At 70.9% G+C, this 25,976-nt stretch carries 26 protein-coding genes and 1 pseudogene; 19 read left to right on the top strand and 8 right to left on the bottom strand.

Annotation, left to right across the window (positions count from 1 at the left end):
• The first annotated feature begins 386 nt into the window (after positions 1 to 386).
• Positions 387 to 1,322, top strand: coding sequence for a mycothiol synthase (gene mshD / locus DEJ48_RS21070; protein WP_150217671.1), 936 nt, complete (start codon positions 387 to 389; stop codon positions 1,320 to 1,322).
• 77 nt (positions 1,323 to 1,399) lie between these two features.
• On the opposite strand, the gene DEJ48_RS21065 is transcribed toward mshD, so the two are convergent.
• Entirely contained in the window at positions 1,400 to 1,732 is a 333-nt protein-coding gene (locus DEJ48_RS21065) for a hypothetical protein (RefSeq protein WP_150217670.1), read from the bottom strand.
• Positions 1,733 to 1,895: 163 nt separating this feature from the next.
• Between DEJ48_RS21065 and DEJ48_RS21060 the strand changes: the two genes are divergently transcribed.
• The 10 genes from DEJ48_RS21060 to pstB all read left to right on the top strand — a co-directional run bounded on the left by DEJ48_RS21060 (position 1,896) and on the right by pstB (position 12,835).
• Positions 1,896 to 2,321 (top strand): GntR family transcriptional regulator, encoded by a 426-nt coding sequence (locus DEJ48_RS21060; protein WP_150217669.1) that lies wholly within the window; start codon positions 1,896 to 1,898, stop codon positions 2,319 to 2,321.
• On the top strand, positions 2,318 to 3,232 hold the full coding sequence (locus tag DEJ48_RS21055; protein ID WP_150217668.1) for an ABC transporter ATP-binding protein: 915 nt from the start codon (positions 2,318 to 2,320) through the stop codon (positions 3,230 to 3,232). Before DEJ48_RS21060 ends, DEJ48_RS21055 begins: the two co-directional genes overlap by 4 nt.
• The gene (locus DEJ48_RS21050; RefSeq protein ID WP_223832127.1) at positions 3,229 to 4,245 is read left to right on the top strand and encodes a hypothetical protein; all 1,017 of its coding nucleotides are present in this window, start codon (positions 3,229 to 3,231) and stop codon (positions 4,243 to 4,245) included. The genes DEJ48_RS21055 and DEJ48_RS21050 overlap by 4 nt, the downstream gene beginning before the upstream one ends.
• 114 nt (positions 4,246 to 4,359) lie before the next feature.
• Complete coding sequence (locus DEJ48_RS21045; protein WP_190537504.1) at positions 4,360 to 6,732, top strand: RNA degradosome polyphosphate kinase; 2,373 nt, start codon at positions 4,360 to 4,362, stop codon at positions 6,730 to 6,732.
• Positions 6,713 to 7,834 carry a CHAD domain-containing protein gene (locus DEJ48_RS21040; RefSeq protein WP_150217667.1) on the top strand — a complete coding sequence of 374 codons (1,122 nt, stop codon included), beginning with the start codon at positions 6,713 to 6,715 and terminating at the stop codon, positions 7,832 to 7,834. Before DEJ48_RS21045 ends, DEJ48_RS21040 begins: the two co-directional genes overlap by 20 nt.
• On the top strand, positions 7,831 to 8,307 hold the full coding sequence (locus DEJ48_RS21035) for an NUDIX hydrolase (protein WP_223832124.1): 477 nt from the start codon (positions 7,831 to 7,833) through the stop codon (positions 8,305 to 8,307). Before DEJ48_RS21040 ends, DEJ48_RS21035 begins: the two co-directional genes overlap by 4 nt.
• A gap of 364 nt (positions 8,308 to 8,671) precedes the next feature.
• Complete coding sequence (gene pstS / locus DEJ48_RS21030; protein WP_150217666.1) at positions 8,672 to 9,796, top strand: phosphate ABC transporter substrate-binding protein PstS; 1,125 nt, start codon at positions 8,672 to 8,674, stop codon at positions 9,794 to 9,796.
• A 114-nt stretch (positions 9,797 to 9,910) separates the two neighbouring features.
• The gene (gene pstC, locus DEJ48_RS21025; RefSeq protein ID WP_150217665.1) at positions 9,911 to 10,933 is read left to right on the top strand and encodes a phosphate ABC transporter permease subunit PstC; all 1,023 of its coding nucleotides are present in this window, start codon (positions 9,911 to 9,913) and stop codon (positions 10,931 to 10,933) included.
• Entirely contained in the window at positions 10,930 to 12,003 is a 1,074-nt protein-coding gene (gene pstA, locus DEJ48_RS21020; protein WP_150217664.1) for a phosphate ABC transporter permease PstA, read from the top strand. Before pstC ends, pstA begins: the two co-directional genes overlap by 4 nt.
• Before the next feature lie 55 nt (positions 12,004 to 12,058).
• Positions 12,059 to 12,835 carry a phosphate ABC transporter ATP-binding protein PstB gene (pstB, locus tag DEJ48_RS21015; protein WP_150169539.1) on the top strand — a complete coding sequence of 259 codons (777 nt, stop codon included), beginning with the start codon at positions 12,059 to 12,061 and terminating at the stop codon, positions 12,833 to 12,835.
• Positions 12,836 to 12,951: 116 nt separating this feature from the next.
• Here pstB and DEJ48_RS21010 read toward each other — a convergent pair whose 3' ends face one another.
• A complete protein-coding gene (locus tag DEJ48_RS21010; RefSeq protein ID WP_150217663.1) occupies positions 12,952 to 13,950 on the bottom strand; it encodes an inorganic phosphate transporter in 999 nt (332 codons plus the stop codon).
• Positions 13,951 to 13,959: 9 nt separating this feature from the next.
• A complete protein-coding gene (locus DEJ48_RS21005; protein WP_055567145.1) occupies positions 13,960 to 14,580 on the bottom strand; it encodes a DUF47 domain-containing protein in 621 nt (206 codons plus the stop codon).
• 337 nt (positions 14,581 to 14,917) lie between these two features.
• On the opposite strand from DEJ48_RS21005, the gene DEJ48_RS21000 reads away from it, so the two are divergent.
• Positions 14,918 to 15,277 carry a metal-sensitive transcriptional regulator gene (locus tag DEJ48_RS21000; protein WP_150217662.1) on the top strand — a complete coding sequence of 120 codons (360 nt, stop codon included), beginning with the start codon at positions 14,918 to 14,920 and terminating at the stop codon, positions 15,275 to 15,277.
• Between the two features lie 850 nt (positions 15,278 to 16,127).
• Here DEJ48_RS21000 and DEJ48_RS20995 read toward each other — a convergent pair.
• The gene (locus DEJ48_RS20995) at positions 16,128 to 16,334 is read right to left on the bottom strand and encodes a hypothetical protein (protein WP_150217661.1); all 207 of its coding nucleotides are present in this window, start codon (positions 16,332 to 16,334) and stop codon (positions 16,128 to 16,130) included.
• 94 nt (positions 16,335 to 16,428) lie between these two features.
• Positions 16,429 to 17,256 carry a hypothetical protein gene (locus tag DEJ48_RS20990; protein ID WP_411757470.1) on the bottom strand — a complete coding sequence of 276 codons (828 nt, stop codon included), beginning with the start codon at positions 17,254 to 17,256 and terminating at the stop codon, positions 16,429 to 16,431.
• Between the two features lie 118 nt (positions 17,257 to 17,374).
• Here DEJ48_RS20990 and DEJ48_RS39770 point away from each other — a divergent pair, with 118 nt between their 5' ends.
• The 4 genes and pseudogenes from DEJ48_RS39770 to DEJ48_RS41080 form a co-directional block, all read left to right on the top strand.
• Positions 17,375 to 17,545, top strand: a complete 171-nt coding sequence (locus DEJ48_RS39770) for a hypothetical protein (RefSeq protein ID WP_190537502.1) — start codon at positions 17,375 to 17,377, stop codon at positions 17,543 to 17,545.
• 102 nt (positions 17,546 to 17,647) lie between these two features.
• Positions 17,648 to 19,243, top strand: coding sequence for an FAD-binding oxidoreductase (locus tag DEJ48_RS20985; protein ID WP_150217660.1), 1,596 nt, complete (start codon positions 17,648 to 17,650; stop codon positions 19,241 to 19,243).
• Positions 19,244 to 19,448: 205 nt separating this feature from the next.
• Positions 19,449 to 20,453 carry a hypothetical protein gene (locus tag DEJ48_RS20980; RefSeq protein ID WP_150217659.1) on the top strand — a complete coding sequence of 335 codons (1,005 nt, stop codon included), beginning with the start codon at positions 19,449 to 19,451 and terminating at the stop codon, positions 20,451 to 20,453.
• Positions 20,454 to 20,479: 26 nt separating this feature from the next.
• Positions 20,480 to 20,989, top strand: a pseudogene (locus tag DEJ48_RS41080) (sortase domain-bontaining protein); the annotation flags it as partial.
• On the opposite strand, the gene DEJ48_RS40790 reads toward DEJ48_RS41080, so the two are convergent.
• From DEJ48_RS40790 to DEJ48_RS20965, 3 genes are all read right to left on the bottom strand, one after another.
• The gene (locus DEJ48_RS40790) at positions 20,944 to 21,078 is read right to left on the bottom strand and encodes a hypothetical protein (RefSeq protein WP_263399447.1); all 135 of its coding nucleotides are present in this window, start codon (positions 21,076 to 21,078) and stop codon (positions 20,944 to 20,946) included. The pseudogene DEJ48_RS41080 and the gene DEJ48_RS40790 overlap by 46 nt on opposite strands.
• 44 nt (positions 21,079 to 21,122) lie before the next feature.
• The gene (locus DEJ48_RS20970; RefSeq protein WP_150217658.1) at positions 21,123 to 21,848 is read right to left on the bottom strand and encodes a phosphatase PAP2 family protein; all 726 of its coding nucleotides are present in this window, start codon (positions 21,846 to 21,848) and stop codon (positions 21,123 to 21,125) included.
• Between the two features lie 248 nt (positions 21,849 to 22,096).
• Complete coding sequence (locus tag DEJ48_RS20965; protein WP_150217657.1) at positions 22,097 to 23,107, bottom strand: NlpC/P60 family protein; 1,011 nt, start codon at positions 23,105 to 23,107, stop codon at positions 22,097 to 22,099.
• A 297-nt stretch (positions 23,108 to 23,404) separates the two neighbouring features.
• Between DEJ48_RS20965 and DEJ48_RS20960 the strand changes: the two genes are divergently transcribed.
• From DEJ48_RS20960 to DEJ48_RS20950, 3 genes are read left to right on the top strand one after another with little or no spacing between them, the layout of a single operon-like run.
• Positions 23,405 to 23,827 carry a hypothetical protein gene (locus tag DEJ48_RS20960; RefSeq protein ID WP_150217656.1) on the top strand — a complete coding sequence of 141 codons (423 nt, stop codon included), beginning with the start codon at positions 23,405 to 23,407 and terminating at the stop codon, positions 23,825 to 23,827.
• A gap of 32 nt (positions 23,828 to 23,859) precedes the next feature.
• Positions 23,860 to 24,663 (top strand): ATP-binding cassette domain-containing protein, encoded by an 804-nt coding sequence (locus DEJ48_RS20955; RefSeq protein ID WP_150217655.1) that lies wholly within the window; start codon positions 23,860 to 23,862, stop codon positions 24,661 to 24,663.
• Positions 24,663 to 25,964 (top strand): hypothetical protein, encoded by a 1,302-nt coding sequence (locus tag DEJ48_RS20950; RefSeq protein WP_150217654.1) that lies wholly within the window; start codon positions 24,663 to 24,665, stop codon positions 25,962 to 25,964. Before DEJ48_RS20955 ends, DEJ48_RS20950 begins: the two co-directional genes overlap by 1 nt.
• Positions 25,965 to 25,976: the final 12 nt, after the last annotated feature.

The following is a 25,976-nucleotide window of genomic DNA, read 5'->3' as shown; positions in this document are numbered from 1 at the left end:
TTCCCCCCGGGGGTTAGGAGTACGAGAAGACGGAGACCGTCGGCAGCCTAGAGTCAACGCGCGTAGCGCAACAGAGGGTTGCCGGTTACAGCCTGATTGCCCTTGAGCGTCCACGAGGTATTCACCCTGGCCGAGGACGATTCCAGCCCGTCGGGCGGGGGCGGGGTCCCCAGCCCGTCCGGCGGAGACAGGGTTTCCAGCCCACCCGGCGGGGGCAGGGTCTCCAGCCCGTCCGGCGTTTGAGGACGAGCACGCAGCGCGACAGCCCGTCCGGCGTTTGAGGACGAGCGCGCAGCGCGATGAACCACCCCCGGCGGGGAAGCCGACCGACAAACAGCACCCCCCGGAGCACCCCACCCCCCAAGGCGCCCCGCCAGAATAGGCGCATGACTGACGACCGCCCCGCCGACGCCCCCACCCCCCTCCGCCAGATCGAGACCCTCGCCGAGCTCACCCCCGCCCAGGCGGACGCCGTCCTCGCGCTGCTCGCCGAGGCCGCCCGTACGGACGGGCAGCAGGCGGTGTCCGAGCAGGGCCGGCTCCAGCTGCGCGGCGGCGCCCGCGACGGCGTCCGGCACCTGCTCCTCACCGTCGACGCCCAGCTCGTCGGATACGCGCAGCTGGAGGACACCGACCCCGTCGAGGCCCCCGCCGCCGAGCTCGTCGTGCACCCCTCGCGCCGCGGGCACGGGCACGGCAGGGCGCTCGGCACCGCGCTGCTCGCCGAGTCGGGCCGCCGCCTGCGCGTGTGGGCGCACGGCGGACACTCCGCGGCCCGCCACCTGGCCCAGGTGCTCGGCCTCGCGCTCTTCCGCGAACTGCGCCAGATGCGCCGCCCCCTGGCGGACCTGGACCTGCCCGATCCGACGCTACCCGAGGGCGTTTCGGTACGTACCTTCGTACCCGGAGAGGACGACGCGGCCTGGCTCGCGGTGAACGCGGAGGCCTTCGCCCACCACCCGGAGCAGGGCGCACTCACGCAGCGGGACCTGGACGACCGCAAGGCGGAGCCGTGGTTCGACCCGGCGGGCTTCTTCCTCGCCGTGCGCGAGAGCGACGGCGAGCTGGTCGGCTTCCACTGGACGAAGGTGCACGCCGAGGAGCGCCTCGGAGAGGTGTACGTCGTGGGCGTACGGCCGGGAGCCCAGGGCGGCGGCCTCGGCAAGGCGCTGACCACGACGGGCCTGCGCCACCTCGCGGACGCGGGCCTGCCGACGGCGATGCTGTACGTGGACGCGGACAACAAGGCGGCCGTGAGCGTCTACGAGCGCCTGGGCTTCGTCACGCACGAGACGGACCTGATGTACCGCACGGAGTCCTGACCGGCCAGACCAGGCGAAGGGCGCGGCACCCCGGACAGGGGGCCGCGCCCTTCGCGTCGGCGGGTACGGATGCCCCGCTACACCTTCGTGAGGCACATCGCGAACTGCACCCGCCCGTTCCGGGTCTGCTCGAACCGGCTCTGCCCCGGCTCGCACTCGTTCTCGAACTTGCTCGCGACCTTGTACTCCGCCTTGGCGTCCGAGCAGCCGATGACCTCCATGTCGGGCTCGTCGTCGGTCCCCTTGTTCTGTACGCAGTCACCGACCTCCGCGACCGCGGGCGCCTTCGCGCTCTCGCTGTCGGGGCCGGTGGTGTTGCCGCGGCTCGTGTACATCCAGACGCCCGCGATCACGGCCGCGATGGCGAGTACCGCGACCTTCATGAGGGGCGAGAGACGCTGCTGGGACATGGTGGAACCCCCGTAATTCAGACATGTGCACGTCAACGCTGAGCAGTGCTGAGCGGCAGACACTACAAGATCCACGGCACCTCCCCCAGTCAAGGCCTTGACCATCGGGGCACCTGTGCACCACCCTTTCACTACTCAATTAGTGAAAGGGTGGTGCAAGGCAGTGGTCGAGTACCGCATCGACCGGCGCAGCGGCGTCGCCACCTACCTCCAGATCGTCCAGCAGACCCGGCAGGCCCTCCGCCTCGGCCTGCTGGAGCCCGGCGACAAGCTTCCGACGGCCCGCGAGGTCGTCGAGGCCACGGCCATCAACCCGAACACCGTGCTGAAGGCCTACCGCGAGCTGGAGCGCGAAGGCCTGGTCGAGGCCCGGCGCGGCCTCGGCACGTTCGTCCGCAGGACGCTCGGCGGCGCACCGGCCGACTCACCGCTCCGGGGGGAGCTCGCCGAGTGGGCCGCGCGGGCCCGGCAGGCGGGGCTGGAGAGGGACGACGTGGCGGCGCTGTTCACGGCCGTACTGGAAGAGCAGTTCACCGCGCACACCGACGTACAGGAACGCGAGCCGGAGACCCAGGGGGACCCCGCATGACCGACACCGCCCTAGAGGCGACCGCACTGACCAAACGCTTCGGGCGGGGCCGATACGCCCTGCGGGACTGCACGTTCCGCCTGCCCGTCGGCCGCGTCTGCGCGGTCGTCGGCCCGAACGGCGCGGGCAAGTCGACGCTGCTCGCCCTCGCGGCGGGCCTCGACCGGCCCACGTCGGGCACGATCAGCGCCCTGGGCACGGGCCCCGCGCGGGCACGGGAGCGCATCGCGTACGTCGCCCAGGACAAGCCGCTCCACCCGCAGCTGACCATCGCGGGCACCCTGCGGCTCGGCGCCGAACTCAACGCGGGCAGCTGGGACATGGAGGCCGCCGAACGCGTCATCGGCGACGGCGGCCTCGACCGCACCGCCCGCGTCCGTACGCTCTCCGGCGGCCAGCGCACCCGCGTCGCACTCGCGCTCGCCCTCGGCAAGCGCGCCGAACTCCTCCTCCTCGACGAACCGATGGCCGACCTCGACCCGCTCGCCAGGCACCAGCTGATGGGCACGCTGATGGCGGAGGCCGCCGAGCACGGCACGACCGTGGTCATGTCCTCGCACATCGTGAGCGAACTCGCGGAAGCCTGCGACTACTTGCTGCTCGTCTCCGGCGGCGGCATCCGGCTCGCGGGCGGCATCGACGACCTGACCGGCGCGCACCGCCTGGTCACGGGCCGCGGCCCGGCCGACCGGCTCCACCCGCACACCGTCGTCGAGTCCCGCGCCGCGGGGCGCGGTCTGACGGCCCTGATCCGCACCGAGGGCCCGATCGGCGACGGCTGGGACGTCGAAGAACCTTCCCTGGAGGAACTGTTGCTGGCCCACCTGCGCGCGCCGGAAGCGCCACCGCTCCTCTCCCCCGGCAGCACGCCCCGGGAGCGCGGTGCGCAGGACCTGGAGGTGTCCGCGTGACCGCCACGACCACCGCGCCCGCCGAGCGGCAGGTCCGCCGCGCCGCCCTCGCCCTCCCGGGCCCGTACCGCGCGGTGCTGCGCCAGCACCGCACGGCCCTGTGGATCCTGTTCGGCCTGTTCGCGCTCGGCGCCGCCGCGCTGGCCGCCGACCGCCTGTGGGTGAGCCACGCCGCCGATGTCTTCGCGGCGACGGACTGCGTCATCGCGAAGACCACGCCGGACTGCGGCGGCACGGTCCGCGGCTACCTCGACGCCGAGCTCCAGTTCGACAGGAACCTCGACTACGCGGGCATGGCCATGCTCGGGCTGCCCGTCCTGGTCGGGGCGTTCGTCGCGGGCCCGATCGTCGCGAGGGACCTGGAGTCGGGCGCGTACAAATGGGCCTGGACGCAGTCGGTCACCCCGGCCCGCTGGCTCGCCGCCCGGCTCTCCGTGGTCGCCGCGCTCGTGGTGAGCGGAGTGGTGCTGTTCACCGCCGTCCAGCGGTGGGCGTGGACCACGGGTCCCGAGCTCGAGTACGGCCGGGCGGCCTGGTACGAGCGGGCCATGTACGGCTCCCTGGGCACGGTCGGCATCGGGTACGCGCTGCTCGGCCTCGCCGTCGGGGCCCTCGCCGGGCTCCTGGTGCGCCGCACGCTGCTCGCGATGGCGGCCGCCGCGACCGCCACCCTGAGCGCGGTCGTCCTGCTGCCGCTGGCCCGCTCCCACCTGTGGGCCACCGAGACGCAGACGTGGGCCCGCACGTACTCCGGGCCCGCCACGCCCGACTTCGGCCTCCCGGTGGAGCACGGCATGCTCACCGCCGACGGAACCCGGCTGCCGGAAGAGCTGTGCTGGGTGTCTGACCCCAAGGCGTGCTACACCAAGCACCAAGTCACCGGCTGGTACAGCGACTTCCACCCCTCTTCCCACTTCTGGCCGCTCCAGCTCGTGGAAACCGGCATCCTGCTCGTGCTGGCCGCCGCCGTCACCTACGCGGCGTTCCGCCTCTTGCGCCGACGCGTGGCCTGAACCGTACGATCGGCCGGAGGCGCCACGCTGTAGACGCCCCGGAGTCTTCGGCCGATGTCCCGCACGTCATGTCGCCGTAACCACTCATTCAGACAGCCTTGCGACGCTCGCTCAATGCAGCCCGCCGCGCCCGACCCGTCCCCGGACCACGGGAGCGCTTCCCCGGCAAACGGGAAGCTCCACCTCGCTCCCGCGCTCTCCGACGCGCCCATCGTCGTGCCCGCGCGGAACAATGGGTCCATGAGCCAGCAGAACACGCAAGGACACGTGCAGCACGCCCAGCCTTCCGTGGGTTCCATCGCCGCGCACCGGCCCGCCACCATCGCCGCCACCGTCTCCGACCTCGACCCCGACATCGACGCGGACCTCGACGCGTACGACGAGGACGCCGCGGTCGGCCACGACGGCGCCGAGCTGCCCCAGGGGCGGTTCCTGGACCGGGAGCGCAGCTGGCTCGCGTTCAACGAGCGGGTCCTCGAACTCGCCGAGGACCCGCACACCCCCCTCCTCGAACGGGCGAATTTCCTGGCGATCTTCGCCTCGAACCTGGACGAGTTCTTCATGGTCCGGGTGGCGGGCCTGAAGCGACGTATCGCGACCGGTGTCGCCACCCGTTCGGCCTCGGGTCTCCAGCCCCGCGAGGTGCTCGACCTCATCTGGAACCGCTCCCGCGAGCTCATGGCCCGGCACGCCGCCTGCTACCAGGACGACGTCGCGCCCGGCCTCGCCGACGAGGGCATCCACCTGGTGCGCTGGCACGAGCTGACCGAGAAGGAGCAGTCCCGGCTCTTCACGCTCTTCCGGCAGCAGATCTTCCCCGTCCTGACCCCGCTGGCCGTGGACCCCGCGCACCCCTTCCCGTACATCTCGGGGCTCTCGCTCAACCTCGCCGTGGTCGTCCGCAACCCGGTCTCCGGGCATCAGCACTTCGCACGGGTGAAGGTGCCTCCGCTGCTCTCGCGGTTCCTGGAGGCCTCCCCGCAGCGGTACGTCCCCATCGAGGACGTCATCGCCGCGCCCGCGCACCTCCAGGAGCTCTTCCCGGGCATGGAGATCCAGGAGCACCACATGTTCCGGCTCACCAGGAACGAGGACCTGGAGGTCGAGGAGGACGACGCCGAGAACCTGCTCCAGGCGCTGGAGAAGGAGCTCATGCGGCGCCGCTTCGGCCCGCCCGTGCGCCTGGAGGTCGAGGAGTCCATCGCGCCGAACATCCTCAGCCTGCTGGTGCGCGAGCTGAAGATCAGCGAGGCGGAGGTCTACCCGCTGCCGGGCCCGCTCGACCTCACCGGCCTCTTCAGCATCGCCAAGCTGGACCGGCCCGAGCTGAAGTACCCGAAGTTCGTGGCGGGCACCCACCGCGACCTGGCCGAGGTGGAGTCGGCGTCCGCCCCCGACATCTTCGCCGCCCTTCGCGAACGCGACGTGCTCCTCCACCACCCGTACGACTCGTTCTCCACGTCCGTGCAGGCGTTCCTGGAGCAGGCCGCGTCCGACCCGGACGTCCTCGCCATCAAGCAGACGCTGTACCGGACGTCGGGCGACTCCCCCATAGTCGACGCGCTGATCGACGCCGCCGAGTCCGGCAAGCAGGTCCTCGTCCTCGTCGAGATCAAGGCCCGCTTCGACGAGCAGGCCAACATCAAGTGGGCGCGGAAGCTGGAGGAGGCCGGCTGCCACGTCGTCTACGGCCTCGTCGGTCTGAAGACGCACTGCAAGCTGTCCCTCGTCGTGCGCCAGGAGGGCGAGTCCCTCGTCCGCTACTCGCACGTGGGCACCGGCAACTACCACCCCAAGACCGCCCGCCTCTACGAGGACCTGGGGCTGCTCACCTCCAACGCGGAGGTCGGCGCGGACCTCTCCGACCTCTTCAACCGGCTCTCCGGCTACTCCCGCAGGGAGACCTACCGCCGCCTGCTCGTCGCCCCCAAGTCCCTGCGCGACGGCCTGATTTCCCGCATCAACAAGGAAATACAGCACCACAGGGCGGGCCGCCCCGCCTACGTCCGCATCAAGGTCAACTCGATGGTCGACGAGGCGGTCGTCGACGCGCTGTACCGTGCGTCGCAGGCGGGCGTCGAGGTGGACGTGTGGGTGCGCGGCATCTGCGCGGTCCGGCCCGGCGTGGAGGGGCTCTCGGAGAACATCCGGGTACGTTCCGTCCTCGGCCGCTTCCTCGAACACTCCCGTGTCTTCGCCTTCGGCAACGGCGGCGAACCGGAGGTGTGGATCGGCAGCGCCGACATGATGCACCGCAATCTCGACCGCCGCATCGAGGCGCTGGTCAGGGTCCAGGACCCGGCGCACCGGGCGGCCCTGAGCCGGCTCCTGGAGACCGGCATGTCGGACACCACGGCCTCCTGGCACCTGGGCGCGGACGGCAACTGGACCCGCCACTCGGCGGACCCGGACGGCCAGCCCCTGCGCAACGTGCAGGAGATGCTCATAGACGCCCGGAGGCGCCGGCGTGGCACAGCAACACCATGAGATGACGGATACGGGTACGGGAGCGGGTCCGGGTACCGCGGGTGAGGCCCTCACGGGCTACCTGCAGGACCAGGCAACCGAGTTCCTCCGCTCGCTGCGGCTGCACCGCGAGTCCAGCACGGCCTCACAGGGCGCGGAGGAGTCCCTGGAGGCCGCCCGTTCGCTGCGCCGTGCGGCCCGCCGCATCGGCGGCACCCTGCACACGTTCCGTCCGCTCCTGGACGCGGAGTGGGCGTCGTCGCTCCGCCCCGAACTGGCCTGGCTCTCCGGCACGCTGGGTCAGGAGCACGCGTACGCCGGCCGTCTGGACCGCCTCCTGGAGGCCCTGCACCGGCTGTCGGGCCCGTCACCGGTGCCCGCCCCGGCCGGGGACCCGCAGCCCGCGTCGGCCGCCCTCGCGGCCTCGGGCGCCGGAGGCCGCACGGCACGGCAGAACGGCTGGGCGCAGCCCTCCGTGCCGAGCGCCGCCGACAGCGGCACCCCGCGCGGCCTCGCGGTCGGCGCCGCCAAGGCCGCCGCCCTCCTCGAGCGGCAGCTCACGCTCGCCAGGACCCGCGCCCACTCCACCGCCCTCCAGGCCTTCGGCTCCTCCCGCTTCCACGCCGTGGCGGACCACGTGGCCGTCCTGGCCAGCGAGGTTCCCCTGAGCGGGACCACGGAGGGGTTGGTGCCCCTCGCCGACCAGGCGGAGGCGGCGCTCGCCGAGGCCGTCGCCGTCCTCCCCCTCGGCCAGGCCGGGCACCCCTACAACGCCGGCGCGCTCTCCCACGGCCTCGCGCCCACGGACACCGCCCCGGACGCCCAGGACGCCCCCTGGCTGAAGGTCCGCTCACTGCTGCGCCTGTACCGGTACGCGCAGGAGGTCCTCGTCGGCCACGACAGGACCGACCCGCGCATCGCGGACGCGAGCCACGCGCTGAACGTCCACCGCGAGGCGGCGGCAGCGGCGGCGGCCGCGGCCCACGCGGCGCGGACCCCGCGGATCGCGCCCGCCACGGCGTACGCGCTGGGGGTGCTCCACGCCGACCAGCGCCACGAGGTCGAGGCGGCCCGGTTCGTGTTCCAGCGGGCGTGGCTGCGCGAGGAGGCGAGGACCCGGTGACGTACGGGAAGGAAGGGACGTACGGAAAGGAAGGGCTGCCCGGCGAGGAGACCACGGTCCTGGCGGCCGGCTGCGTCCTGTGGCGCCCGGACCGCGCCGGGCGGGACGGCATCGAACTCGCCCTGGTGCACCGCCCCAAGTGGTCGGACTGGTCCCACCCGAAGGGCAAGCTCAAGCGCGGGGAGACGGCGCGGGACGCGGCGCTGCGCGAGGTCCTCGAGGAGACCGGCATGGCGTGCGAACTCGGCGCCGAACTCCCCACCGCCCGCTACCGGGACGCCCAGGACCGCCCCAAGGAGGTCCGCTACTGGGCCGCCGAGGCGCTCTCCGGCACGTTCGCGCCCAACTCCGAGGTGTCGCACCTGCGGTGGCTCGCGCCCGAAGAGGCCCGCCGCCTCCTGACGCGCGAGCGGGACGCCGAACTCGTCAACGATCTGCTGGCGGCCCTGGCCGCACCGCGGGGCAGGGCCTAAGCGGCAGTACGCCGCCGCGCGCGGCACTCCTTGCAGTACGCCCGGCCGACCCAGAGGGCGGTGGCGGCGACGGCGAGCCAGACGGTGACGCCCACGAGGAACGGGTAGATCATGTGCCGATCGTATCCGGCGCCGCGGCACGACCAGCGTGCCTGACCCTGCGTAGCCGTACCGCTACTTTTTGTAGTGGAAAGCCTAACCAGGCCGACCGCCGAGGTTCACCCTCCGTTCACTCGTGCCCATCGGCCGCTTCACCTGCCCTGCCTAATTTCAGCCTTACAACACGACGCAAGTCGCGCAGTACGACGCAAGTCATCGCACGCCGCCAGCAAAGGGCCGGCGGCTCCCGGAAGGAAGACCCGAAGTGAAGCTTCAGCGCAAGAACCGGCTCCGCGCCCTCTCCCTCGGCGCCATCGCCGTCTCCGGCGCCCTGGCCCTCACGGCGTGCGGCTCCGACGACACCAGCTCGGGCGACGGCGGCAAGGAGACCAACGCCAACGCCAACATCAAGTGCGACGACGCCAAGGGCCAGCTCGCGGCCTCCGGTTCGTCCGCGCAGAAGAACGCGATCGACGCCTGGCGGAAGGTCTACACGACCAACTGCAAGGACGTGCAGCTGAACTACAACCCGACGGGTTCGGGCGCCGGCATCACCGCGTTCCTCCAGGGCCAGACCGCGTTCGCCGGTTCGGACTCGGCGCTCAAGCCCGACGAGGTCGAGAAGTCGAAGAAGATCTGCAAGGGCAGCCAGGCCATCGACCTGCCCATGGTGGGCGGCCCGATCGCCATCGGCTACAACGTCCCCGGCGTCGACAGCCTGACCCTGGACGCCAAGACCCTCGGCGACATCTTCAACAACAAGATCAAGACCTGGGACGACAAGGCGATCGAGAAGCTCAACCCCGACGCCAAGCTCCCCAGCACCAAGATCCAGCCCTTCCACCGCTCCGACGAGTCCGGCACCACGGACAACTTCACCAAGTACCTGAAGGGTGCCGCGCCCAGCGCCTGGCCGTACGAGCCGGGCAAGTCGTGGGAGCCCAAGGGCGGCCAGTCCGCGAACGGCTCCGCCGGTGTCGCGGGCCAGGTCAAGCAGACCGCGGGCGCCATCTCGTACTTCGAGCTCTCCTACGCCGGTGAGGGCGTCAAGACCGTCGACCTGAAGACCGAGGCCAAGGAGCCGGTGAAGGCCACCGTCGACAACGCCTCCAAGGCCATCTCCGAGGCCAAGGTCGTCGGCAAGGGCAAGGACCTCGCCCTGGAGCTGAACTACAAGCCGACCGCCGAAGGCGCGTACCCGATCACCCTCGTGACGTACGAGGTCGTCTGCGAGAAGGGCAACAAGGCCGACACGCTCGCCGCCACCAAGTCCTTCCTGACCTACATCGCCAGCGAGGACGGCCAGAACGTCCTCAAGGACAACGACTACGCGCCGATCCCGGCCGAGATCATCACCAAGGTCCGCTCCACCGTCGCGGGCCTGAGCTAGCTGAACCGAGTGCGGCCGGCCCCGCGGTACCAGGGCCGGCCGCACCGTCCGGTGCACCGCCGCCACGGAGCGCCTGCGACACCCGCACGGCGCCTCCGCAGACCGGAGAACCCCATGGACATACCAAGCAATACGACCGCTCCTCCCCCCGTCGAAGACGTCGAGCCGACCGCCCCGGTGAGCAAGGCCGCCGCGCGCGGCGCCACCCGCCCCGGCGACAAGATCTTCCTGGGCCTCTCCCGCGGCTCCGGAATCGTGCTCCTCGTGATCATGGCGGCCATCGCCGCGTTCCTGACGTACCGCACGACCGTCGCCCTCTCCGACAACACGGGCAACTTCCTCACCACCTTCGAGTGGGACCCGGCCGGCATCAACACGGACGGCAAGCCGTACTTCGGCATCGCGGTCCTGGTCTTCGGCACCGTGGTCAGCTCGATCATCGCCCTCGCGATCGCCGTCCCCGTCGCCATCGGCATCGCGCTCTTCATCTCGCACTACGCGCCGCGCAAGCTGGCCGCCCCCATCGCCTACGTGATCGACCTGCTGGCCGCCGTGCCCTCGATCGTGTACGGCCTGTGGGGCGCCCTCGTGGTCGCCCCCAACCTCACCGGCCTCTACAGCTGGCTGGACGACTACTTCGGCTGGACCGGCATCTTCGCCTACAACGGCGAGGCCCCGCGCTCCCTGATGACCGTCGGCATCCTCCTCGCGATCATGATCCTGCCGATCATCACGAACGTGAGCCGCGAAGTCTTCCTCCAGGCCCCGAAGATGCACGAGGAGGCCGCGCTGGCCCTCGGCGCCACGCGCTGGGAGGTCATCCGCATGTCGGTGCTCCCCTTCGGCCGCTCCGGCATCATCTCCGCCTCGATGCTGGGCCTCGGCCGCGCGCTCGGCGAGACGATCGCCGTCGCCACCGTCCTCTCGCCGAACTTCCTCATCAACACCTCGGTGCTCGACTACGGCGGCGGCACCTTCGCGCAGAACATCGCCAGCAAGTTCAACGAGGCCAGTGAGTACGGCCAGGACGCGCTCATCGCCTCCGGCCTGGTGCTCTTCATCATCACGCTGCTGGTCAACGGCGCGGCCCGCCTGATCATCGCGCGCCGCAAGGAGTACTCGGGGGCCAACGCATGAGCACCACGACACCCACCCCGACCGGCCCGCTCGTCAAGCGGCCCTCGACCCTCAAGGCCGCGACGCTGCCCCGCTGGACGCCGCTGGTCATGGCCGCGGGGTCGGCCGCCGTCGCGGTCGCCATCGGCGCCGCGGCCGGCCTGGACAGCCGCATCCAGTGGGGCCTGATCGCCGCCGTCCTGTTCATCGTCGGCTCGTACGTCCTCGCGATGGGCGTCGAAGGCTCCCGCCAGGCCAAGGACCGCCTCGCCACCTCGCTGGTGTGGGTCATGTTCCTGCTCGCCGTCGTCCCGCTCGCCTCGCTGATCTACGAGACCGTGCAGCGCGGCATCAAGGTCTTCGACGGCTACTTCCTCACCCACTCCATGGGTGTGGTGGCCGACGAGGAGACCGGCGGCGGCATCTACCACGCGATCATCGGCACCCTGGAGCAGGTGCTCCTGGCCTCCGTGATCGCCGTGCCGATCGGCCTGCTCACCGCGGTCTACCTCGTCGAGTACGGACGCGGGAAGCTCGCCAAGACCGTCACGTTCTTCGTGGACGTCATGACCGGCATCCCCTCGATCGTCGCGGGCCTGTTCGTCCTCAGCTTCTGGATCCTCATCCTCAAGTTCGACTACTCGGGCTGGGCCGGCGCCATGGCGCTCGCCATCCTGATGATGCCGGTGATCGTGCGCTCCACCGAGGAGATGCTCAAGCTCGTCCCGAACGAGCTGCGCGAGGCGTCCCTCGCCCTCGGCGTACCGAAGTGGCGGACCATCCTCAAGGTCGTCCTGCCCACCGCGATCGGCGGCATCACCACGGGCGTCATGCTCGCGGTGGCCCGCATCGCCGGTGAGACCGCGCCGGTCCTGCTCCTGGTCTGGGTGAACCCCCTGATCAACACGAACCCCTTCAGCGGGGCGCAGGGCTCACTGCCGCTGTACATCTACCAGCAGTACGCGGCCGGCACGGAGGCGTCGTACGACCGGGCCTGGGCCGCGGCGCTCGCCCTCATCGGCTTCATCATGATCCTCAACATGGCGGCTCGCGCCGTAGCGCGCTGGAAGGCCCCCAAGACGGGCCGCTGAGGCGGCCACATCAGCGACCCTCAGCACGCCCCATTTTTTCGAAAGCAGTGATCCCATGGCCAAGCGAATCGACGTATCGGGCCTGACCGCCTTCTACGGCTCCCACAAGGCGATCGACGACATCTCCATGACCGTGGAGCCCCGCTCCGTGACGGCCTTCATCGGCCCCTCCGGCTGCGGCAAGTCCACGTTCCTGCGCACGCTCAACCGCATGCACGAGGTCACGCCCGGCGGCCGCGTCGAGGGCAAGGTGCTCCTGGACGACGAGGACCTCTACGGCAGCGGCGTGGACCCGGTGGCCGTGCGCCGCACGATCGGCATGGTCTTCCAGCGCCCGAACCCGTTCCCCACGATGTCCATCTTCGACAACGTCGCGGCGGGCCTGAAGCTCAACGGCTCGTACAAGAAGTCCGAGCTGAACGACATCGTCGAGAAGTCCCTCAAGGGCGCGAACCTCTGGAACGAGGTCAAGGACCGCCTGAACAAGCCCGGCTCCGGCCTCTCCGGCGGCCAGCAGCAGCGTCTGTGCATCGCGCGGGCGATCGCGGTCGAGCCCGACGTCCTGCTCATGGACGAGCCCTGCTCGGCCCTCGACCCGATCTCGACCCTCGCGATCGAGGATCTGATCGGCGAGCTGAAGGAGCGCTTCACGATCGTCATCGTGACGCACAACATGCAGCAGGCGGCCCGCGTCTCGGACCGCACCGCGTTCTTCAACCTGGCGGCCGTCGGCCAGCCCGGCAAGCTCATCGAGATCGACGACACGGAGCGGATCTTCTCCAACCCGTCGGTCCAGGCCACCGAGGACTACATCTCGGGCCGCTTCGGCTGAGCCACCCCGACTCCCCGCGGTGCTGCATGGCGGTGCCACCGCAGGGACACCAAGAAGGGCCCGCCCCTGGCTCCCGGGGGCGGGCCCTTCCATGTGCTGTGGGTACGTCGCGCGCGCTACAGGAACGCGAGATCCACGACCCAGAAACTCAACGCGGCGACGATCGCGGCGGCCGGCATGGTGATGAACCAGCCCAGGATGATGTTCTTGGCGACACCCCACCGCACCGCGTTCACCCGCTTCGTCGCGCCCACACCCATGATCGCGGAGGTGATGACGTGCGTCGTCGAGATCGGCGCGTGGAACATGAACGCCGTGGTGAACATGATGCCCGCGCCGGTCGTCTCGGCGGCGAAGCCCTGCGGCGGGTCCAGCTCGATGATCTTGCGGCCGAGGGTCCGCATGATGCGCCAGCCACCCGCGTACGTACCGGCGGAGAGCATCAGCGCACAAGCGATCTTGACCCAGATCGGAATGGGGGCGTCGGCGCTCTGCACATCGGAGATGACGAGGGCCATCACCACGATGCCCATCGTCTTCTGCGCGTCCTGGAGACCGTGACCGAGGGCCATGCCGGCCGCGGACACCGTCTGCGCGATACGGAAGCCGCGCTTGGCCTTGTGCGGGTTGGACTTGCGGAACATCCACATGATCGCGCACATCACCAGGTAACCGGCGACGAGGCCGACCACCGGGGACAGGAACATCGGGATGACGATCTTGTCGACGACCCCGGACCAGATGACCCCGATGCCGCCGGCGAGCGCCGCGCCGACCATGCCGCCGAACAGCGCGTGCGACGAGGACGAGGGCAGACCGAAGTACCAGGTGATCAGGTTCCACACGATGGCGCCGATGAGCGCCGCGAAGAGGATCCACATCCCCTTGTCGCCGTGCGGGGTCTCGATGATCCCCTCACTGACGGTCTTGGCGACCCCGCTGCCCAGGAAGGCACCGGCGAGGTTCATCACCGCGGCCATGGCGAGCGCCGCGCGGGGCGTCAGCGCACGGGTGGAGACGGAGGTGGCGATGGCGTTCGCGGAGTCGTGGAAGCCGTTCGTGTACGTGAATCCGAGCGCGACGCCGATCGTCACGATCAAAGCAAAGGTGTCCATGGCGAGGCCTCAGGACTCCTTGACCGCGATGGTCTCCACAGTGTTCGCCACGTGCTCGAAGGCGTCGGCGGCCTCTTCCAGCACATCCACGATCTGCTTGAGCTTCAGCACCTCGATGGCGTCGTACTTGCCGTTGAAGAGCTGGGCGAGGAGCTTGCGGTGGATCTGGTCGGCCTGGTTCTCCAGACGGTTGACCTCGATCCAGTACTCGGTGAGGTTGGCCATCGTCCGCAGATTGGGCATGGCCTCCGCCGTGAGCTCGGCGGCCCGGGCGAGCACCTCGATCTGCTGCTCGACGCCCTTGGGGAGTTCCTCGACCTGGTAGAGGACGACCAGGTCGACGGCCTCCTCCATGAAGTCCATGATGTCGTCGAGGGACGACGCGAGGTTGTAGATGTCCTCGCGGTCGAACGGCGTGATGAACGAGGAGTTCAGCTGGTGGAAGATCGCATGCGTCGCGTCGTCTCCCGCGTGTTCCGCGGCCCGCATACGCTCTGCGATCTCGGCCCGTGCGGAAGAGTCCGCTCCGAGCAGTTCCATCAGGAGCTTCGAGCCCGTGACGATGTTGTCCGCGGATGCGGCGAACATGTCGTAGAAGCTCGTCTCCCTGGGGGTCAGACGAAAGCGCACGTGGGGTCCTCGGGGTGCTTTGGATGCGGTCAGGCTGATGCTAGGCGCATCATCCGGCCACGGCTAACCGGCCGCCCCCCAGTGTCGCCCATCAGGCACAGTGATCAGCACACCCCCCGTAGAATCGGCTACGATATACCCGTGGGGGGTATGTAAATGTGTGCTGTTTCCGGAGGATGGGGACGAGGGAGACGGGGTGGATGCCCCGCAAAAGTGCGCGAAGTCTCAGAACCCGGTACGAACTCTCAGCCCCCGCCCAGCATCACACCCCCCACCCCAACCCCGGACCAACCCCGGACCCTTGGCTCAAGACCCCGAAGTCCAGAAGGAGGACGCCATGACGACCACTGAGGCGGCCGACACGGCCGACGCGGCCGTACCGACCCCGGGGGCGCCCGAAGCGCCCTCCGACCAGGTGCACGGCTACCACAAGCAGAAGGACGAACACCTCAAGCGCCTGCGCCGCATCGAGGGCCAGATCCGCGGCCTGCAGCGCATGGTCGAGGAGGACGTCTACTGCATCGACATACTCACGCAGGTCTCGGCCGGCACGAAGGCGCTCCAGTCCTTCGCCCTCCAGCTCCTGGAGGAGCACCTGCGCCACTGCGTGGCCGACGCGGCGGTCAAGGGCGGCACGGAGATCGACGCGAAGGTCGAGGAGGCGACGAAGGCGATCGCGCGCATGATGCGGACGTAACGCTCCCGCGAGGGGTACGCCGACTCCCCCGTCGACCACCCTCGACCGCCACCCGGCCGAACCGCCGGCCCCACACACCCGCTGCCCCCCACCCACCCACCTTCGCTGCAAGTGAGTGGGGGACGGCAGGCCGCCCCCACACCGCGAGCGCCTCCCCACCTCCGGTGCAAGCGGGTGTGTGGGGCCGCGGGCCGCCCCACACACCCCCAGCACCCGCCCCGCACCGCGTGCCCGCTACGCGGGCTCTCCCCCACCCACCCGCCCATCGGTGCGCGACGCAACGACAGGCAGGAGGGCCACACCACACACGCCCTGCACCCCACCCACACCGCGAGCGCCTCCCCACCTCCGGTGCAAGCGGGTGTATGGGACCGCGGGCCGCCCCACACACCCCCAGCACCCGCCCCGCACCGCGTGCCCGCTACGCGGGCTCTCCCCCACCCGCCCACCCATCGGTGCCGGGCGCACGGCAGGCGGGAGGGTCACACCGCACACGCCCTGCACCCCGTCCGCGACGCGCGCCCGCTGCGCGAGCGCTTCCCCGCCCCCCGGTGCAAGCGGGTGGGGCGGGCGGCGGGTCGCCCCACAAACCCCCTGCACCCACCCGGCACCGCGTGCCCGCTACGCGGGCTCTCCCCCACCCGCCCACCCATCGGTGCGGGGCGCACGGGCGGGTGGGAGGGCCGCATCGCCGCGCAGCGGCGGACAGGGACCTGCCCGCGCCCATCGGTGCGGGGCGCACGGGCGGGTGGGAGGGGCGTATCGCCGCGCAGCGGCGGGCAGGGGGCTGCTCACCGCTTTCGGTGTGGGGTGGAACCGCGGGCGGGGCTACGGCGCCGGAGCGAGGCCCTCAGTCACGAGGAGAGCGACCCCCGGCCTCGCCGGGTACCCCCCGCTCGCGCCAGTCCGCAACCTGCAGCACCTCGTCGATCCGGTCGAAGCTCAACCGCTCGGCCGCCGCACTCGCCGCAATGATGAGTTCCCCGCACAGTTCGATCTCGGCGAGGGCGACGTGGTCCTGAACCGCCGTACCGCCACGCATCGGAGCCACGTTCATCACCTCTTCCTGATGCCGACCGACTTCCTAGGGTAGGGAGAGGTCTACGCACCGCGCATGGCACGGACGGACCATTTCCACCAGCCGTACGCGACTACGGACCCGCAATCTTCCCGGCGAAGATGTCCTTCTCGGCCGGAAGTCGCACCTTCGCCGGCACCCCGAAGCCGTAGAACAGCGTGGTGGACGCCACGTTCGCGTCGGCCACCGCGAACCGCTGCCGCAGCTTCCGCACGCGCCCCTCGTCGTCGAGGTAGACGTCGAAGGGCACGCTGCCCCTGCTGAACCCTTTCGCCGCCGCGACCCCGAGCGCACCGCGCTGACCTGCGGAAGCGGCCCGTGCGGCGGCACGCAGGTCGACGACGCCGCGGTAGTGCCGTACATCCACCCCACCGACCCGCTCCTCCCCCACGAACCCCACCTTGCGCGCCCCGCGCAGGAGTTCCGCCGCCGCGAGGGGATCCGTGGCGCCGCCGGTGACGAGATTGCCGTCGGACAGTGAACGTGTCTCGATCCGCACCCACTTGTCGGAGGGCACCCCGGCCCCCCGGTTCTTCATGTACAGCGCTCCCGAGGCCATCAGCTCGGTGATGGGCCGGTGCTCGTCCTTGCCCGCGGGATCCTGCGGGAGCACCACCTCGAACTGTCCGACCTGCCGCTCGAAGTCGTAGACGCCCTTGCCGCGGATGGTGACGCGCGTACCGCCGCTGGCCATCTCCATGGAGGTCGACGCCTTGGAACTCCCCGCGCGGACGAGGGAGTCGGCGGACCTGCGCACGACGTCGGCCGGGTCGCCGGGACCGCTGCCGTCGGCGGCGGCGCCGGACGGCGAACAGCCGGAGGCTGCGGCCATCAGACCGAACGCGACGGCGCCGACCACCACGCCGCCCGCACCACCCATGTGCCTGTGCCGGTGCCCCATCGCCTGTCTACCCCCAAGCGTTCTCCGCGCCTGCGATATCCCCCGTCGTTCCCCTAACGACCGGTGCGTTGACCCGTCACGCGGGCGGCCGTTCACCCGGGGTCGGTACGGTGGCCGTGTGGCCGATCAGCAAGCCCCCTCAGCCCACCCCACGACAGCCCACCGCACGACGACGGTCGAGAACGGCCGCTTCACCGCGGCCCACTGCACCTGCGGCTGGCGCGGCCCCGCCCGGCGGGCCCGCAGCAAGGCGCGTACGGACGCGACAGAGCACGAAGCCTCCCCCTGACCCCCACCCCCACCCCCATCCGCACCCGCCCCTCCCTCCCCCGGAGAAGGAACCCCCGCGCCCCCCACACCGTCTCGTCCTCGGGAAGCAACGGGAGGCGTCATGGAACGACGTACATTCATCGGCACAACGGCGGCCACACTGGCCGCCGCCACCGTCGCGGGCTGCTCCGGCGGCACTCCGGACGGGCCCGGCACGAGGACGGGCGCCGGGGCCACCGCGTCCGGCGGCGGCACCCGCAGCGCCGGCGGCACCCCGATCAGAACCTCCAGCGCCGCCTCCTCCTCCCCGGCCACCCTCAAGGCCCTCGCCCGTGACCTGGACGGCACCCTCGTCCAGCCCGGCCAGGCCAAGTGGGCGGCGGCCCGGCAGCTGTACAACACGCGGTACGACGACCTGAAGCCCACCGCCGTGGCCTATGTCGCGCACCCGGACGACATCCGCACCGCCCTCGCGTACGCCCGCGCCCACCGCACCAAGGTCGCGATCCGCAACGGCGGTCACTCCTACGCGGGTTGGTCGTCCGGCAACGGCCGGCTGATCATCGACGTCTCGAAGCTGAGCAAGATACGCGCGAGCGGCAGCTCCGCCACCGTCGGCGGCGGAGCCAAGCTCATCGACGTCTACCGCTCGCTCGCGGCGAAGGGCGTCACCATCCCCGCGGGTTCGTGCCCGACCGTCGGCATATCCGGGCTGACGCTCGGTGGCGGCCACGGCGTGGTGTCCCGCGCGTACGGCCTGACCTGCGACAGCCTCACCTCCGCCACGCTCGTCACGGCGGACGGCAAGCAGCTCACCGCCTCCAAGTCGGAGAACAAGGACCTGTTCTGGGCGCTGCGCGGCGCGGGCAACGGCCAGTTCGGGATCGTCACCGAACTCACGTACCGCACGCACGCCGCGCCCCAGGGCGTCTCCGCCTACATGACGTGGCCCTGGTCGAAGGCGGCCGCGGTCATCAAGGCCTGGCAGGAGTGGGGCCCCGACCAGCCGGACGAGATCTGGTCGTCCGCGCACCTGGCGAACACGCCGGGCGGCACCCCGACCGTGTCCGTCGCGTGCTTCTCCCTCGGGACGTACGGCGAACTGCAGAACGCCGTGGACCGCCTCGCCGACAAGATCGGCGCACCGGCGCGCAGCGTCTCCTTGAAGCGGCGTACGTACGAGGAGTCGATGGAGGTGTACGCGGGCTGCTCGTCCTTCTCCGCCGACGCCCAGTGCCACCTCCCCGGCGCGACGCCGGGCCGATCCCCGCAGGGCGCCCTCAAGCGCGAGACGTACGCGGCGAGTTCGGACTTCTTCGATCGTTCGCTGTCGGCGGCGGGCATCCGCACGCTGCTGTCGCAGATCGAGAACGTGACGGGCGCGAGCGGCGGCAGCATCGCGCTGACCGCGCTCGGCGGCGCGATCAACCGCGTCGACCCGACGGCGACGGCGTTCGTGCACCGGCGCTCGCGGATGCTGGCGCAGTACATCGCGTCGTGGCGCGCGGGCACGTCGGGCTCGGGTGCCCGCGCGTGGCTGAACAAGGCGCACGGGGCCATGGGGCGTTACGCGTCCGGTGCCGCGTACCAGAACTACACCGACTCGACGCTGACGAACTGGCGCGAGGCGTACTACGGGGCGGCGGCGCCGCGTCTGAAGAAGCTGAAGAAGCAGTACGACCCGACGCGATTCTTCGACTTCCCGCAGGCTCTGTGATCTTCGACTTCCCGCAGGCTCTGTGATCTTCGACTTCCCGCAGGCTCTCTGATCTTCGACTGCCCGCAGGCTCTCCGGCCGACGTACCGCGCCGGGCGGTCGGCCCTCGCCCCCGTCACCCGCCCGGCGGGTACCGCAACCCGTTCGGCCCCGCCCGACACGCCCCCAGGTGGCCCACCCCGCTGGACACGGGTGGCCTGGGGGCATGACCCCACCCCGTAGCACGCGCATACCCTCCGGCGCCCCGCGAATAGCCGCCGTCACGGCGACGGCGGCCGCGGCGGCCGTCCTCGCCCTGGCAGGCCCGGCCGTCGCCCTGGACAAGCCCACCGAGCCCGGGCAGCTGACCCTGATCGACACCCCTGAGGGCAAGGCGCTCGCCGACAAGGACGGCAATCCGCTCTACACGCGCGACGCCGACGACGCCGACACCCCCGACTGCACCGGGGAGTGCGCCACCGAGTGGCCGGCCGCGATCGGCTACCCCACCAAGGCCGACGACGTCTCGGGCCAGACCGCCCAGACCGGCGACGACGCGCCGGACGCCGACAAGCCGCAGGTCATCTACGAGACCCGCCCCCTCTACTACTACAAGGGCGACGAGAAGGGGCAGGACCCCAAGGGCCAGGACGTGAAGGGCTGGAGCCTGCTCGGCGCGGACGGCAAGGAGCTGGGCGCGGGCGCGGGAACGGACGGCGACTCCGACCCCGATACGGACTCCGACTCGGACTCCGATGCGACCGACAAGTCGGCGTCTCCCGAGACCTCGTCGACCTCCGCGGAGAAGTCCGCGCCCCCGATGGCCTCCTCAAGCCCGGCCCCTTCCACGGACGCCTCGACGGACGCCTCTACGGACGCCTCCTCGGACACCTCGACAGAAGCGGCCTCGCAACCGCCCGCGAACCCGTACACGACCCCGACGCCGAACCCGGACGCGTCCGCGACCAAGTCCCCGGACACGCGCGTCGGCGCCCTCGATGCCACCCCCTCCGGCGCGGCCCGAGGCGGCGCGACGCACGCCGCGGCCGAGGCCGAGCACCCCGCCGCCGGGCCCCTGACGTTCGCCTCCGCGGCGGTGACCGGCGCGGCGGCAGGCGTGGGCGTCTGGCTGCTGCGCCGCCGCAAGGCGCACGCGGCGGCCCCGGGCACGGACGCCGTTCCGGGCCCCGGCCGCGGTGCGGGCCCCGGCTCCGGCCCGGACCACCACTGAACGGCCGCCGTCCCTGCCGCCGCCCCGTGAAGCGCCTGCCGGGCCGTGCGGCGGTCCCCCTGTTGCTCGCGGCGACCGCCCTCCTCGCCACCGCGTCACCGCTGGGCGACGGGCCGTTTCCCGTCCGAGCCCTGGAGGGCCGCATCCGGATCCCCGCGATCGGCGTGGACGCGGACGTCCTGCCGGTCGGCCTCGACCGGCGGGGCGCGCTGGAGGTGCCGTCGTTCCGGGACGCCCTGAAGGTGGGCTGGTACGAGTTGGGCCCCCGCCCGGGAGCCCTGGGCCCGGCGGTCCTCGTGGGGCACCGCGACGCGCCCGCGGAACGGGGAGGGCGGGACGTCCGGGGCTACCGGGACGCCGTCTTCGCCCGCCTCGACCGCCTGCGCCCCGGCGATCGGATCGAGACGACGACATCGGCGGGGCGACGTACGACGTTCAATGTCACGGCGGTCGCCACGTACCGCACGGCGGACTTCCCCACCGCCACGGTCTACGCGCCCGTGGTCGGCTCCCAACTGCGCCTGCTCACCTGCGGCGGGCGCATCGGCAGGGACGGCCACTGGGACTCGAACGTGGTGGTGAGCGCGGCGCGCGTGGCGACGCCCGGAAGGACGCCAACGAGCACCGTTTCGAGAACGTGGACCTCAACGCCGACCCCTACGGCTACGGCTACGCCGCGAGGTCCCTCTCGTCCGGATCCACCGATGCCGCACCCGCCGCCTGCGTCGTCGTCGCCGTCCCGCTCAGCGGCGCCGCGACAGGAGCGACTTTCCGGTCCCACACCAGCCACCCCATCCGCCCGGAGCGGCCGATCATCTTGGTGAGCGGCGTGAGCAGCGCCATGGCGAGCGGCGAGAGGAGCAGGGCGACGGCGGTACCGAGCGCGAAGCCGCCGACGACGTCCGTCGGATAGTGCACGCCCATGAAGACGCGGAGGAAGCCCTCGACGGCGGCGAGGCAGAGGCCGACGATGCCGAACTTCCGGTTGGCGACGAAGAGTCCGGCGCCGATGGCCATGGCGAGCGTGGCGTGGTCGCTGACGAAGGAGTAGTCGTTCTTGCCGTCGACGAGGAGTTCGACGCCGCGGTGGAGGCGGAACGGACGCGGCCGTTCCACGAAGCCGCGGATGGGGACGTTGACGAGGACGGCGATGCCCGCGGCGAGCGGTGCCCAGACGACGGCGGCGACCGAGGACGCGGCGTCGTCGAGGGTGCCGCGCTTGCGCTGCCCCCACCAGCACCACACGACCAGGAGGACGAGGGCGAGCAACAGCCCGTACTCCCCCACGAACGCGGCGGCGCTGTCGAACCAGGACGGGGTGTCCTTGGCCAGGCCATTGATGTCGTAGAGCAGGCCGACGTCGGGGTTCGACCCGGATTCATCGAGTCCAGCCATGGCGCTGCGGCCCCTTGTCTCCTAGCCCGTGGGCGCACGTTTCCGTGCGCCCTGTTCATACCCCCGTGGTCGGTCCAGTCAAGGGAACGCCTTGTCCCCCGTCCTACGTTCCACTCTCCACCGAAAGATCACTCAGACGTTATCGAAGAGAGATACATCGCCGCAGCTCAGAGAAGTGTTCTTACGGAGGGTTCCAGCCACATCACACCTCGAATACCCCGTGGGCCCCATTCGTAACGAGGCCTCTCTCAGACCTCCGTCGGCTTGGCCGGCACGGCCTTGGCACCGTCCTCGGTGACTCGGGTCGCGCCGAAATAATCAGGTGTGTCGATGCGGTCGAAGCGGATGACGGCGCCGGTCCGCGGAGCGTTGATCATGTAGCCCCCGCCGACGTAGATGCCGACGTGCCGGATGGCGCGGGAATTGGTCAGGTCGTCCGAGAAGAAGACGAGGTCGCCGGGGAGGAGCTCCTCCCTCTTGGGGTGCGGCCCCGCGTTGTACTGGTCGTTGGCGACGCGCGGCAGCGTCACGCCGACGGAGCGGTACGCGGCGAGGGTGAGCCCGGAGCAGTCGAAGCGGCCGCCCTGTTCCGGGGTGCCGTTGCCGCCCCACAGGTAGAGGGTGCCCAGCTTCTTCTGGGCGTAGTAGATGGCGCCGGCCGCCTGCCTGGAGGGCTCCACGCGGCCGACGGGCCTGGCGAAGCTCTTCGAGAGGTCGGTGATGGTCTTCACGTAGTTCTGCGTCTCGCTGTAGGGCGGGACGCCGCCGTACTTGATGACGGCGTACGCGCCCGCGTTGTACGCGGCGAGCATGTTCTTCGTGGGGTTGCCGGGCGCGTCCTTCACGTACCCGGCGAGCTTGCAGTCGTACGACGCGGCGGACGGAATGGCATCCTTCGGATCCCACACGTCCCGGTCCCCGTCGCCGTCACCGTCCAAGCCGTGCGAGGCCCACGTCCCCGGGATGAACTGCGCTATCCCCTGCGCCTTGGCCGGACTCGTGGCCCGCGGATTGAACCCGCTCTCCTGGTACAGCTGAGCGGCGAGCAGCGCGGGGTTGATGGCTTTGCAGAGATTGCCCCACTTCTGCACGAGGGGCTGATAGGTGGCGGGCACGGCCCCCTTGGCGAGCCCGACGGACCCGCCGCCGACCCCGTTGGCCATGCTTCCCGCGGCCATGTACGTCCCGACGACGAGCAGCGCGATGAAGCTGAGGGCCCCGCCGATCCCGACGGACGCGACCAGCCACGCCTTACGCACCGTCAACCACCCTTCACCGGCCGGTAGTCCACCGGCGCTCAGTGTAGAGGTCACACGTGACCGCGCCAGGGCGCCTCACAAAGTGGGGCGCCACGTCGTCGTACTGATGGCGAGTGGAAGAGCGTCGCAGCGCCGATATCAGGCCAACTTCCGGCGATCAAGCACCGCCACGCCCCATGACTCATAAGTGATCATGTACACACTCGAACTAATGACCTACGGAGCGTCAGCGTCCTCCCCTAATGTGATCGGCGACCAAGCAGTTACGACCAATTCGTCGTGATTTTAGGAGAGTTCATGCGCAAGCGTTTTACGGGGAAGCGCAAGCTCGCGGTCGTGGGTGTGCTGACGGCGGTCGCCATCAGCGTGCCCGCCGTGGGTGCGGTGGCCGCGGAGATCAGCGGAAGCCGGCTGCCGTTCGCCCTCTCCACAGCGGGGAGCAAGGAAGACGGTGACCGCTGGAAGGGCAAGAGCAGCGGGCACGCCAAGGCCTGCGGCGACGTGCCGGTGAACGACACGCGGACGTTCAGCGCGTACATCTACCAGGACAAGAGCTTCCGCCCCGACCCGAAGATCGCCAGCACGTCCCGCAGCTACAAGCAGGGCTACGGCTGTGGCGCGTACAAGGGCACCAGCACCGGCGGCAAGTACTACACCAAGGCCACCTGGGCCGGCATACCCGGCAGCCGGGCCTACGGTTACGTGAACGCCCAGAACTGATTCGAACTCAGGATTCAGGACTCAGGAATCACGTGAGCACTCCCCACAGCGCCGCCGCGACCGGCTCCCAGCCGGTCGCGGCGGTCGCGGGCGTCACCGTCCAGTACGGCTCGACGACCGCCCTCGACGACGTCTCCCTCACCTTCCCCGCCGGAGTCACCGGTCTCCTGGGGCCCAACGGAGCGGGAAAAAGCACCCTGTTGTCGCTGCTGAGCACGGCCCGCAGGCCGAAGTCCGGCGACGTCACCCTCCTGGGCGAGACCCCGGGACGCACCCGCGTGCAGCGGCTGCGCAAGCAGATCGGGGTGCTGCCGCAGTCCTTCGGGTACTACCCCCGCTTCACCGTCCTGGAGTTCACCGAATACGCCGCCTGGCTGCGCAAGGTGCCCGCCTCCCAGCGCCGCGAACGCGCCCGCGAGGCGCTGCGCCTGGTGCAGATGGAGAAGCACGCGGGTACGCGGATGGGCGCCCTCTCCGGCGGCATGCTGCGCCGCGTCGGCATCGCCCAGGCCATGGTCAACGAGCCCTCCCTCGTCCTCCTCGACGAACCGACGGTGGGCCTCGACCCGGCCCAGCGCGTCGGATTCCGCAAGCTCATCAAGGAGTTGGGCGACCGCTGCGCGGTGGTGATGAGCACCCACCTCGCCGAGGACGTGGCCCACGTGTGCGACCGCGTCGCCGTCCTCCTCGAAGGCACGGTCCGGTTCACTGGCACGGTCGCCGAGCTGTGCGCGCTGCCCGACGGGGACACGGGTGACGCGGGCGGCGACATCGACGGGAGTGCCGTGGAAGCCGGATATCTGCACCTCGCCGGCACGGAAGCGGTGGCCGGCTGATGCGCGTGCTCCTCACCGAAATGCGCCGCGGCGAGGCCAAATGGGCCGCCGCCCTCATGGGTGCCATCGGCGTCTACTACTTCACCGCGGAGAGCCCCGACGAGAGCGACTGGATCGGCTGGTGGACCCAGACCAGCCTCCAGGTCCAGCTCTTCTCCGTCATCGTGATGGGCTCCGTGATGAGCGCGGCGGCCGCCTGGAGCGCGGGCCGCGCCTTCCGCCACCGCACCCGGCTCTGGGCCGACACCGCCGCCCGCGGCAGCTGGTCCCAGTCGCTGCTGCTCTGGCTCGCGGCCTGGCTCTGGGCCCTCCTCGCGTACGCCGTACTGATCGCCGTCGCCTTCTCCCGCACCGCCGGAGTCAGCGACGTCAGCGAACCCGCGTGGACGCCGCTGCTGCTCGGCGCGGGCATGATGGGCCTGGAGATCGCCGTCGGGGTCGCCGTCGGCTCCGCGCTGCCCTCCCGCGTGGTCGCCCCCTTCGCGGGCGTCTTCTGGTACAGCCTCTTCGTCGTCGTCGCGTTCGTCCCCGACACCCCGCTCGACAAGCTGTTCCCCGCGATAGACGAGTTCTGGAGCTCGGAGTTCGAGCCCAACACGACGCGCATGCTGGTCGCCGTCGCCTGGTGCCTGGCGTTCGGCCTCGCCCTCATCGCGCTGCCCGCGCTCTGGCGCGGCGCCGCCCTCGCGCCCCGCCCGGTCGCGCTCGGCGCGCTCACGGTGGCCGCGCTCGTCGCGGGCGGCACCCTCGTGGCCTTCCGCACACCGGTGCCCGACTCGTACTGGGCCGTGCGCAAGGAACAGCCCGCGCAGCCGCTCTGCACCACCAGCGGCCGCACGAAGGCGTGCCTGTGGCCGGACGACCGTCATCTGCTGCCCCAGGCCCGAGCCGCCGTACGGACCGTCGACTCCGGGCTCGGCTCCCTCTCCGGACTCAACCGCTCCTTCTACGCCGACGGCCTCGACCTCCCGTCCGGCGCAGGCAGCGCCGAACTGCCCCTCATGTCACCGGCGGCGACCAAGGACGACCTGACCGACGCGATGTTCTCGGCGGCCCTCCCGCAGCCCAGGTCATCGAAGTGCGCGCCGCACCTCCTCAAGTCGGCCGGCGGCTACCCCGACACGTTCCTGTTCGAAGCGGCCGTACGCGCCCGCATCGGGGCCCCCGGCGAGTACTACGGGGAGGAGTTCGGCCGCGCCCTCGAGCGCATCACCGGCGCTCCGCGCGCGAAGCAGGACCGGTGGATCGAGGCGGCGGCCGGCGACATCCGCGCGTGCGAGCCGGTCCCCGAACTCCCGTAGCTGCCGCAGCTC

Origin of the sequence: Streptomyces venezuelae, from assembly GCF_008642315.1 — a bacterium.
Taxonomy (GTDB): Bacteria; Actinomycetota; Actinomycetes; order Streptomycetales; family Streptomycetaceae; genus Streptomyces; species Streptomyces venezuelae_D.
This window is presented reverse-complemented; position numbering and strand designations above follow the sequence as displayed.

Bases quoted from the DNA above. Each gene is read 5' to 3' on its own strand.
- DEJ48_RS21055 (WP_150217668.1), top strand. From the start codon at position 2,318: ATGACCGACACCGCCCTAGAGGCGACCGCACTGACCAAACGCTTCGGG.
- DEJ48_RS21065 (WP_150217670.1), bottom strand. From the start codon at position 1,732: ATGTCCCAGCAGCGTCTCTCGCCCCTCATGAAGGTCGCGGTACTCGCC.
- DEJ48_RS20985 (WP_150217660.1), top strand. From the start codon at position 17,648: ATGGAACGACGTACATTCATCGGCACAACGGCGGCCACACTGGCCGCC.
- pstC (WP_150217665.1), top strand. From the start codon at position 9,911: ATGGACATACCAAGCAATACGACCGCTCCTCCCCCCGTCGAAGACGTC.
- pstA (WP_150217664.1), top strand. From the start codon at position 10,930: ATGAGCACCACGACACCCACCCCGACCGGCCCGCTCGTCAAGCGGCCC.
- DEJ48_RS21010 (WP_150217663.1), bottom strand. From the start codon at position 13,950: ATGGACACCTTTGCTTTGATCGTGACGATCGGCGTCGCGCTCGGATTC.
- DEJ48_RS20970 (WP_150217658.1), bottom strand. From the start codon at position 21,848: ATGGCTGGACTCGATGAATCCGGGTCGAACCCCGACGTCGGCCTGCTC.
- DEJ48_RS21000 (WP_150217662.1), top strand. From the start codon at position 14,918: ATGACGACCACTGAGGCGGCCGACACGGCCGACGCGGCCGTACCGACC.
- DEJ48_RS20990 (WP_411757470.1), bottom strand. From the start codon at position 17,256: ATGGGGCACCGGCACAGGCACATGGGTGGTGCGGGCGGCGTGGTGGTC.
- DEJ48_RS20995 (WP_150217661.1), bottom strand. From the start codon at position 16,334: ATGAACGTGGCTCCGATGCGTGGCGGTACGGCGGTTCAGGACCACGTC.
- DEJ48_RS20950 (WP_150217654.1), top strand. From the start codon at position 24,663: ATGCGCGTGCTCCTCACCGAAATGCGCCGCGGCGAGGCCAAATGGGCC.
- DEJ48_RS20960 (WP_150217656.1), top strand. From the start codon at position 23,405: ATGCGCAAGCGTTTTACGGGGAAGCGCAAGCTCGCGGTCGTGGGTGTG.
- DEJ48_RS21045 (WP_190537504.1), top strand. From the start codon at position 4,360: ATGCAGCCCGCCGCGCCCGACCCGTCCCCGGACCACGGGAGCGCTTCC.
- mshD (WP_150217671.1), top strand. From the start codon at position 387: ATGACTGACGACCGCCCCGCCGACGCCCCCACCCCCCTCCGCCAGATC.
- DEJ48_RS20980 (WP_150217659.1), top strand. From the start codon at position 19,449: ATGACCCCACCCCGTAGCACGCGCATACCCTCCGGCGCCCCGCGAATA.
- pstB (WP_150169539.1), top strand. From the start codon at position 12,059: ATGGCCAAGCGAATCGACGTATCGGGCCTGACCGCCTTCTACGGCTCC.